This window comes from Streptomyces sp. NPDC047981 (assembly GCF_040653315.1).
Lineage (GTDB): Bacteria > Actinomycetota > Actinomycetes > Streptomycetales > Streptomycetaceae > Streptomyces.
In genome coordinates, this window is the sequence record NZ_JBEZNQ010000053.1 from 47,421 (window position 1) to 56,921 (window position 9,501).

Below are 9,501 nucleotides of genomic sequence, written 5' to 3' on the forward strand. Positions count from 1 at the left end.
CGGGCCGCCTTCCGTCCGCCTCGGAAGTCAGCGCCCACGTGTCCCGTCCTCCCCCTCGGCGCGCGTCGACGCCCTCGCCTCACCGCTGTCGGCCTCCGCCGTGGCCCGCGCGACCACCCGGGCACCACTGCCCGGCAACGCCGTCGGATCCACCGTGGCACGCGCCGCCGACGGCACCCGCGGCGGTACGGGCAGGGCCGGCCGGTCTCCCACCGGCTGCACCGGCAGCGACACCTGGCCCTGGTGCGTCCCGCTTCCCCGCGTCTCCCCCTGGGGACGTCCCGGTCCCGGGACCCCGGGCCGGTTCCTGGCCTCCTCCCGGTTGCGCCGGGAGTCCTCCGGCTCCAGCGGGATCGGGGACCCGCGCAGCGGCTCGTCCGCGGTCCGCGGCAGCGTGAGCCGGAACTGCGAGCCGCCGCCGGGCTCGCCCCAGGCCTGCAGCCAGCCGCCGTGCAGCCGCGCGTCCTCGACGGCGATGGACAGGCCGAGGCCCGTACCGCCGGTGGTACGCGCGCGTGCCGGGTCGGCCCGCCAGAAGCGGTTGAACACCCGGGTCGCCTCGCCCGGCTTGAGGCCCACGCCGTAGTCCCGTACGGCGATCGCGACGGCTCCGCCGGCGGCGGCCAGCTTGACGACGACGTCCCGGCCCTCACCGTGCTCGACCGCGTTGACCACCAGGTTGCGCAGCACCCGCTCGACCCGGCGGGCGTCCGCCTCGGCCACGACGGGCTGCTCGTCGCCGACGACCACGATCCGGCCGCCCTTGCGCTCGGCGAGCGGCTCGGCGCCGCCGATCACCCGCCGTACGACCTGGCGCAGGTCTATCGGCTCGGCCTCCAGGGCCGCCGCTCCGGCGTCGAAGCGGCTGATCTCCAGCAGGTCGGCGAGCAGCGACTCGAAGCGGTCGAGCTGGTCGCCGAGCAGCTCGGCGGAGCGCGCGGTGACCGGGTCGAAGTCGACACGCGCCTCGTGGATGACGTCGGCCGCCATCCGTACGGTCGTCAGCGGGGTCCGCAGCTCGTGCGACACGTCCGAGACGAACCGCCGCTGCATCCGCGAGAGCTCCTCCAGCTGCTGGATCTTCAGCTGGAGGTTCTGCGCCATCTTGTTGAAGGCCTCACCGAGGCGGGCGATGTCGTCCTCGCCGGTGACCTTCATCCGCTCCTGCAGACGTCCGGCCGACAGCCGCTCGGCCACCCCGGCCGCCATCCGTACGGGCGTGACGATCTGGCGCACCACGAGCCAGGCGATGGCGCCGAGCAGGACCACGACGAACAGCCCGGCCGTCGCCAGGGTGCCCTTGACCAGGGTGAGGGAGTCCTCCTCCTGCGTCAGCGGGAAGAGGTAGTACAGCTCGTACTGGGTGCCCTCGGAGTCGTTGAGCCGCTTGCCGACGACGAGCCCCGGCTCGGAGCTCTTGCCGTTGGTGTAGTGGATCCGGGCGTACGTCTGGAAGGTGCCCGCGCCCTGCCCGACGGAGTGCCGCAGTTCGGCGGGGATGCTCGTGGCGGGATCGACCTCGCCGGAGGCGCGTGCGCCCCGGCTCGCGGGCCCGTCGGAGTCCTCCAGGGAGAGCGCGACCACGTTGAACGCGCTCTGGCCACCACTGGCGAGCTGCTCGACCAGCGTGGAACGCCAGGTCAGCGAGGAACCGGCCCGGCCGCCCTCCTGCCCGCCCGGCCCGGCCGGCGTGGTCGCCGCCTTGTCCTGGGCGGCGGAGAAGCCGCCGGCCGCCTGGCTCTGGGCGGCCTTCTCCTTGGCGTCGAGGAGCCCGTTGCGGACCTGGCCGATGACGACCAGGCCGAGCAGCAGCACCACGCCGAGCGACATCAGCAGGGTGCCCGCGACCACCCGCAGCTGAATGTTCCGCCGCCACAGCCGTACGGCGGGCAGCAGCGGACGACGGACCCAGCGCGCGAGGAGCCGGAGCGCCGAACCACCCGGCGCCCCGTCCTGGAGCAGACGGCCGAAACGCGAGCCCCCCCGCCCCGGTCCGGCAGCCCGCCCCGACCGGCCTCCTCGGTCCCCGGCCTTCGGAGCAGCACTGCCCTTGCTCATGTCAGCTCGGCCCCGCCTTGTAACCGACGCCTCGGACCGTCACCACGATCTCCGGCCGCTCCGGGTCCTTCTCGACCTTCGAGCGCAGCCGCTGGACGTGCACGTTCACCAGCCGGGTGTCGGCCGCATGGCGGTAGCCCCAGACCTGCTCCAGCAGGACCTCGCGGGTGAACACCTGCCACGGCTTGCGCGCCAGCGCGACCAGCAGGTCGAACTCGAGCGGCGTCAGGGCGATGGACTGCCCGTCCCGCTTCACCGAGTGCCCGGCCACGTCGATGACCAGGTCACCGATGGCGAGCTGCTCCGGGGCGGGCTCCTCCGACCTCCGCAGCCGCGCCCTGATCCGGGCGACGAGCTCCTTCGGCTTGAACGGCTTGACGATGTAGTCGTCGGCCCCGGACTCCAGGCCCACGACGACGTCGACGGTGTCACTCTTGGCCGTCAGCATGACGATGGGCACACCGGACTCGGCCCTGATGAGCCGGCACACCTCGATGCCGTCCCTTCCGGGCAGCATCAGGTCCAGCAGCACCAGGTCCGGCTTGACCTCGCGGAAGGCGGCGAGCGCCTTGTCGCCGTCCGCGACGAACGACGGCTCGAACCCTTCACCCCGCAGCACGATCCCGAGCATCTCGGCCAGTGCGGTGTCGTCGTCGACGACGAGAACGCGTCCCTTCATATCGACATCATCCCATTTCCGTATCAGTCTCAAGGCGGCTGGTGAGATACCTCACTGACCTGCGGTGACGTCCGCGGTTGCCCACCGTTGACGGTCGGTGTCCGTGAGTGTCGATACCGGACATGGATGTCACCCCCGTAACCCCCGTCAGCCGTGCTGAACCGTACCCTGAGCGGCCCCGCTCAGCCCACGGGAACGCCTCCACCCGAACCACCGGCCGCTCCCCCGCGCCCGCCTCTCGCCCGCCACCGCCGCGTTTTGTACCCACTGATCAGACATCCGCCCGATCTGCGCCCGGCCCCCGCCCGGCCGCGGGATCGACGGTGGTACGAACGTGATAGAAGGCCCCCGCCCGCCGAAGGGCCCCTCGTGGCACGATGGCTCACGGCCCGCCGCCCCCCTGGGACGGCCCCTGTGACCGTGCCGGCTCGCCGAGTCGGCCCCGCGACCATTCCTCGAGGTGGACGACCGTGAACGACACTCCGGGCTGGACCTCGCCCGGGTCCGCTCCCTCCGACGGCCAGGACGGCGCCGGGGTCCCCCGGCCCGCAACGCCCGGTGACGTGAACGACTCCGCCCCCCAGTGGTCCAAGGACCAGCCGCCCGCCGGGCAGTGGTCCCCACCGACCGCCCAGGTCCCCGGGCAGGCGCCTGCCCCCCGCCCCGGCCAGGGCTGGGGCGGACAGCCGCCGTACGGAAACTGGGGGCGGCCCCCGGCCGCCAAGCCCGGTGTGATCCCGCTGCGCCCCCTGGGCATGGGCGAGATCCTCGACGGCGCGGTGTCGACGATGCGCACCTACTGGCGCACGGTCCTCACGATCACGGTTACCGTCGCGGTGATCTCCCAGATCGCCGAGATCCTCGTCCAGCGCTACCTCGTCCCCACCCCGCCCGAGATCAACCGGGACGCGACCCCGGACGAGGCCCTGGCCCAGCTCGGCGACACCCTGCAGACGAGCCTGATCGCCTCCATCCCTGCCTTCGTCATCCTCATCATGGCCACCCTGGTCAGCGCCGCGCTGCTCACCGTGGTCATCAGCCGCGCGGTCCTCGGCCGCCCGGTCACGCTCGGCGCCGCCTGGCAGGAGGCCAAGCCCCGGGTGCTCAAGCTCTGCGGGCTGACCCTGCTCCTGCCGCTGATGAGCGCGGGCATCATGACCGTCGCCCTGCTGCCCGGTCTCCTCATCGGCTCCGCGGCCGGCGCGCTGCTCGTCGCCCTGGGCGCGCTGGGCGGACTCGTGGTCGTCATCTGGCTGATGGTCCGCTTCAGCCTGGCCTCGCCCGCCCTGATGCTGGAACGGCAGGGCATCATCACGTCGCTGAAGCGGTCCGCCAAGCTGGTCCAGGGCTCCTGGTGGCGGATCTTCGGCATCACCCTGCTGACGCAGCTGATCATCCTGCTGGTCGCGATGATCGTCCTCGTCCCGTTCACCATCGCCGGAATGGCCGTGGACGGCGACGGGTTCAGCAGCCTGCTCTCCGACTCCACCCCCGAGTTCGGCTGGCCCTTCCTGATCATCACCGGCATCGGCAGCGTCCTCATCAACGCGATCACGTACCCGATCTCGGCCGGTGTGACCGTCCTCCTCTACGTCGACCAGCGCATCCGCCGCGAAGCCCTGGACCTCGAACTCGCCCGGGCCGCGGGCGTCCCCGGCTACGGCCCTGCCCCCGGCGATCCGGCCACCGGGAGCTGACGGGGTGATCGAAACGGGGGGCACGATCACGGCGCGGCGGCCGTTCCTGGGCGCCGACGACGTACCGGTGGACGTTCCGCGCGACCCCGCCCGGCAGGCGGCGGAGCGGGAACTGTCCAAACCGCTGTACCACGAGAACGACCCCAGCCTCCTCGAACGCGGCCTCAACCGCTTCTGGGAATGGGTCGGCGGCCTCTTCGACGCGGCCGCGAGCGCGACCCCGGGCGGCCTGCTCGGACTGGTCGCACTCGTCGTGGTCGTGCTCGCCCTCGTCGCCGCGCTCTGGTGGCGACTCGGCACCCCCCGACGCACCTCCGCCGGCGGCGACTCCCTCTTCGAGGACGGCCCGCGCACCGCGGACGACCACCGGACCGCCGCCGCCCGGCATGCCGCCGCAGGCCGCTGGAACCAGGCCGTCCAGGAGCGGATGCGGGCCATCGTCCGCTCCCTGGAGGAGCGCACCCTGCTCGACCCCCGCCCCGGCCGCACCGCCGACGAGGCCGCCGCCGAGGCCGCCCGCACCCTGCCCGACCACACCGACGAACTCCGCGCCGCGGCCCGCTCCTTCGACGACGTCACATACGGCGGCCGCACCGCCGACGAAGCCGCGTACCGCCGTATCGAGAACCTGGACACGTCCCTTGAACGGACCAGGCCGACCCTCGACACCGCCGACGCGGGGGCGCCCGCGTGAGCCGGCCCCGCACCAGCACCACCTCGACCTCGCTCGCGCCCCGCCAACTCTGGGCGCGGGCCCGCGGTGTGCTCGTCGTCCTCGCCCTGCTCCTCATCGGCGGCCTGGTCCTGGCGACCGTGCGCTCCGCCGACCACCACGGCCACCTCGACCCGCGCTCCGCCGACCCCAACGGCAGCCGCGCCGTCGCCGAGATACTCAAGGCCCAGGGCGTCACCGTCCAGGTGGTCACCACCCTCGACGAGGCCACCACCGCAGCCGACGCCGACAGCACCCTCCTGGTCACCACACCGGACCTGCTGACCGGCCATCAGCAGTCGGTCCTGCGGCAGACCATGACCGCCTCCGGCGGCCGCACCGTCCTCGCCGGCGCCGGAGCCGCGTCCCTGGGCACCCTCGCCCCCGGCGTCACCACGGAACCCAGCACCTCGGTGAAGGTCCGCGAACCGCACTGCGCCCTTCCCGCCGCCGTCCGCGCCGGCAGCGTCGACATCGGCGGCGAGCGCTACACCACCGACACCGACGGCGCGACCACCTGCTACCCCGCCGACGACCGGCCCACCCTCGTCGCGCTGCCCACCCCCGGAGGCGGTGACACCGTCCTCCTCGGCTCCGCCGACATCCTCACCAACGAACGTCTCGACGAGCAGGGCAACGCCTCGCTCGCCCTGCAACTCCTCGGCTCCCGACCGCATCTCCTCTGGTACCTCCCCTCCCTGACAGACCCGTCCGCCGCCGACGGCACCCCCGGGAACGGCACCCCCGAAAGCACCACCGACTCCTTCTTCTCGCTCGTCCCCCCGGGCTGGCTCTGGGGGACGCTGCAACTCGCCCTGGCCGCCGTCCTCGCCGCCATCTGGCGCGGACGGCGCCTCGGCCCCCTCGTGACCGAACCCCTCCCGGTCGCCATCCGCGCCTCCGAGGCCACCGAGGGCCGCGCCCGCCTCTACCGCAAGGCCGACGCCCGCGACCGCGCCGCCGCCGTCCTGCGCACCGCGACCCGCACCCGGATCGCCCCGCTCCTCGGCGTCGCCGCCCAGGACGCGCACTCCACCGAGACCCTGCTCCCCGCGCTCTCCACGAGGCTCCCCGGAACCGGCGCGGACCCCAGGGACCTGCTCTTCGGCCCGGCTCCCGCCGACGACGCCGCACTCATCCGCCTGGCTGACCAACTCGACGCCCTCGAAAGAGAGGTACGCACCTCATGAGCGCCCCGACCCCCGCGACCCTGACGAACTCGGACAGCGCCCGCGCCTCCCTGGAGGCCCTGCGCACCGAGATCGGGAAGGCCGTGGTCGGCCAGGACCCCGCCGTCACCGGTCTCGTCGTCGCCCTCCTGTGCCGGGGCCACGTCCTCCTCGAAGGAGTCCCCGGCGTCGCCAAGACGCTGCTGGTCCGCGCGCTCGCCGCCGCACTCGAACTCGACACCAAGCGCGTCCAGTTCACCCCCGATCTGATGCCGAGCGATGTCACAGGCTCCCTCGTCTACGACGCCCGCACCGCCGAGTTCTCCTTCCAGCCGGGCCCGGTCTTCACCAACCTGCTGCTCGCCGACGAGATCAACCGCACGCCCCCCAAGACCCAGGCCTCCCTCCTGGAGGCCATGGAGGAGCGCCAGGTCACCGTCGACGGAACCCCCCGTCCGCTCCCGGACCCGTTCCTCGTCGCCGCGACCCAGAACCCGGTCGAGTACGAGGGCACCTATCCCCTCCCCGAGGCCCAACTCGACCGATTCCTGCTGAAGCTGACGGTCCCGCTGCCCTCTCGCGAGGACGAGATCAACGTCCTGACCCGGCACGCGAACGGCTTCGACCCACGCGACCTCCAGGCCGCCGGAGTCCGCCCGGTGGCCGGCCCCGCCGAACTCGAGGCCGCCCGCGATGCCGTCGCCAAAACCTCGGTCAGCCCCGAGATCGCCGGCTATGTCGTCGATATCTGTCGTGCCACGCGTGATTCCCCCTCACTCACCCTCGGCGTCTCCCCCCGAGGTGCCACCGCCCTGCTGTCCACCGCCCGCGCCTGGGCCTGGCTCACCGGCCGGGACTACGTCACCCCGGACGATGTGAAGGCCCTCGCGCTCCCCACACTCCGCCACCGCGTCCAACTCCGCCCGGAGGCGGAGATGGAGGGCGTCACCGCCGACTCCGTCATCAACTCGATCCTCGCCCACGTCCCCGTACCCCGCTGAGAACGGCGCCCCATGGCCCTCACCGGACGAACCGCTCTGCTCGCCGCTCTCGGATCACTCCCCGTGGGCATCCTCGCCCCCAGCTGGACGGGGATGCTCGCGGTGAACGCACCCCTCGCACTCGCAATTCTGTGCGACTACGCGAGGGCCGCGCCAGTGCGAACGCTGCAGTTCACCCGAAGCGGTGACACAACAGTTCGACTGGGTGACGCCGCCGAGGTCCAACTCACCGTCACCAACCCCTCCAGCCGACGCCTCCGCGCCCAACTCCGCGACGCCTGGCCGCCCAGCAGCTGGCTGCCCGGCTCCGAACAGGCCGCCTCACGCCACACGTTGACAGTCCCCGCCGGCGAACGCCGACGCCTCACGACGTCCCTGCGGCCCACCCGCCGAGGCGACCGCCACGCCGCCCGGATCACCGTCCGCTCCTACGGCCCCCTCGGCCTGGCCGCCCGGCAGGGCAACCACACCGTGCCGTGGACGCTGCGCGTCCTGCCGCCGTTCACCAGCCGCAAGCACCTGCCGTCACGGCTGGCCCGACTCCGCGAGCTCGACGGCCGCACCAGCGTCCTCACCCGCGGCGAGGGCACCGAGTTCGACAGCCTGCGCGAGTACGTCCCCGGCGACGACACCCGCTCCATCGACTGGCGGGCCACCGCACGTCAGACCACCGTCGCCGTCCGCACCTGGCGCCCCGAGCGCGACCGCCACATCCTCATCGTCCTCGACACCGGCCGCACCTCCGCCGGACGCGTCGGGGACGTCCCCCGCCTCGACGCCGCGATGGACGCCTCCCTCCTCCTCACCGCCCTCGCCGCACGCGCCGGCGACCGCGTCGACCTCCTGGCCTACGACCGCCGCCTCCGCGCCCAGGTGCAGGGCCGCTCCGCCGGCGACGTCCTGCCGGCCGTGGTGAACGCCCTCGCCCCGCTCGAACCCGAACTCGTGGAGACGGACGCCCGAGGCCTCGCCGCCACCGCCCTGGCCCGAGCCCCCCGCCGCTCCCTCCTCGTACTACTGACCAGCCTCGACGCGGCCCCGATCGAGGAAGGCCTCCTCCCGGTGCTCCCTCAGCTCACCCAGCGCCATACGGTCCTGCTGGCCTCGGTCGCGGACCCGCACATCGCCGACATGACCACCCGCCGCGGCACGATCGACGGCGTCTACGAAGCCGCCGCCGCCGCCCAGGCCCAGGCCCAACGCCACCGCACGGCCGACCAACTCCGCCGCCACGGCGTCACCGTCGTCGACGCCACTCCCGACAACCTGGCCCCGGCCCTGGCCGACGCCTACCTGGCCCTGAAGGCCGCCGGCCGCCTCTGAGCCGAACGAACCGGTGGCCGGCGCGGAAGACACCGCACCGGCCACCGGTAACGCTCCCTGCATCCGTCAACGGAACACGACGGAGGCCTCCCCGGCCGCGGCACTGAAGGACCCCGGGCACAGGAACGAGCCCGAGACCTTAGTGGCCGTGAACGGCGTGTTCACGTACTTCCTGGTGGCCCCGTCCCGGTTCCAGAGAATGTTCGTCGCCTTGTACCGACAGGAGACGAACGACTGCTGCCCGGTGATGTCGATGACGTCGGTCCTCGCGGTACCGGCGGTGTCGTCGAAGGTGAAAGCCGGGTTGTTGTTGAGCGAGGCCGATATGCCCCCGCCGCACGTCAGGTTGCCACCAGGCTTGTTGACGGTGGCCCGGTCGACGGTGAGAGCGCTAGGCGGATTGGCACTGGCGGTGGCGTTGGTCCAGGTGCAGGTGTTCCCCGAGACGACGATCACTCCGTCGACCTTGCGCTCCTCGGTCGTGTCGGCATACGCCGTCGTGGAAGCACCGATGCCGGCCGCGATCACCAGCGCGGCCAATCCGGCCAGTGTGGGGGTGTTGCACTTCATGTCGCTCCTCCTTGCCACAGCGTTGTGGGTGGGGGGAACCCGAGCCGCTGGGTGAGCCACCCGGGTTCGGAGTGCGGTGCGCCACGAGGGTGCCACAGCGACCTTCAAATGTCATGGCCACATCAAAGCTTGGCTGAAAGAAGCTCAACGCAAAAATGCCTCACCCCCCGGACCAGGTCCGGGGGGTGAGGCTAAAAATTGTTCGGCGGCGTCCTACTCTCCCACAGGGTCCCCCCTGCAGTACCATCGGCGCTGAAAGGCTTAGCTTCCGGGTTCGGAATGTAACCGGGCG

The 9,501-nt window shown here is 72.5% G+C and carries 8 protein-coding genes and 1 rRNA gene; 5 read left to right on the plus strand and 4 right to left on the minus strand.

The genetic code is table 11. The features are described from left to right. Window positions 1-27: 27 nt before the first annotated feature. Together mtrB and mtrA are read right to left on the minus strand one after the other, a co-directional pair. Entirely contained in the window at window positions 28-2,058 is a 2,031-nt protein-coding gene (gene mtrB, locus AB0E14_RS27250; RefSeq protein WP_362423463.1) for an MtrAB system histidine kinase MtrB, read from the minus strand. A gap of 1 nt (window position 2,059) precedes the next feature. Next, a complete protein-coding gene (gene mtrA, locus AB0E14_RS27255) occupies window positions 2,060-2,737 on the minus strand; it encodes a two-component system response regulator MtrA (RefSeq protein ID WP_055539974.1) in 678 nt (225 codons plus the stop codon). 470 nt (window positions 2,738-3,207) lie between these two features. Here mtrA and AB0E14_RS27260 point away from each other — a divergent pair, with 470 nt between their 5' ends. The 5 genes from AB0E14_RS27260 to AB0E14_RS27280 are packed head-to-tail and all read left to right on the plus strand — an operon-like array spanning window position 3,208 to window position 8,639. Then, on the plus strand, window positions 3,208-4,434 hold the full coding sequence (locus AB0E14_RS27260) for a hypothetical protein (protein WP_362423468.1): 1,227 nt from the start codon (window positions 3,208-3,210) through the stop codon (window positions 4,432-4,434). Between the two features lie 4 nt (window positions 4,435-4,438). Next, window positions 4,439-5,128, plus strand: coding sequence for a DUF4129 domain-containing protein (locus AB0E14_RS27265; RefSeq protein ID WP_362423471.1), 690 nt, complete (start codon window positions 4,439-4,441; stop codon window positions 5,126-5,128). Then, window positions 5,125-6,336 (plus strand): DUF4350 domain-containing protein, encoded by a 1,212-nt coding sequence (locus tag AB0E14_RS27270; protein ID WP_362423474.1) that lies wholly within the window; start codon window positions 5,125-5,127, stop codon window positions 6,334-6,336. Before AB0E14_RS27265 ends, AB0E14_RS27270 begins: the two co-directional genes overlap by 4 nt. Beyond that, on the plus strand, window positions 6,333-7,316 hold the full coding sequence (locus tag AB0E14_RS27275; RefSeq protein ID WP_362423477.1) for a MoxR family ATPase: 984 nt from the start codon (window positions 6,333-6,335) through the stop codon (window positions 7,314-7,316). Before AB0E14_RS27270 ends, AB0E14_RS27275 begins: the two co-directional genes overlap by 4 nt. A 12-nt stretch (window positions 7,317-7,328) precedes the next feature. Continuing rightward, entirely contained in the window at window positions 7,329-8,639 is a 1,311-nt protein-coding gene (locus tag AB0E14_RS27280; RefSeq protein WP_362423481.1) for a DUF58 domain-containing protein, read from the plus strand. A 66-nt stretch (window positions 8,640-8,705) separates the two neighbouring features. Here AB0E14_RS27280 and AB0E14_RS27285 read toward each other — a convergent pair whose 3' ends face one another. Together AB0E14_RS27285 and rrf are read right to left on the minus strand one after the other, a co-directional pair. Next, window positions 8,706-9,209 carry a hypothetical protein gene (locus AB0E14_RS27285; protein ID WP_362423483.1) on the minus strand — a complete coding sequence of 168 codons (504 nt, stop codon included), beginning with the start codon at window positions 9,207-9,209 and terminating at the stop codon, window positions 8,706-8,708. A 200-nt stretch (window positions 9,210-9,409) separates the two neighbouring features. Beyond that, window positions 9,410-9,501, minus strand: a 5S ribosomal RNA gene (gene rrf / locus AB0E14_RS27290); the annotation flags it as partial.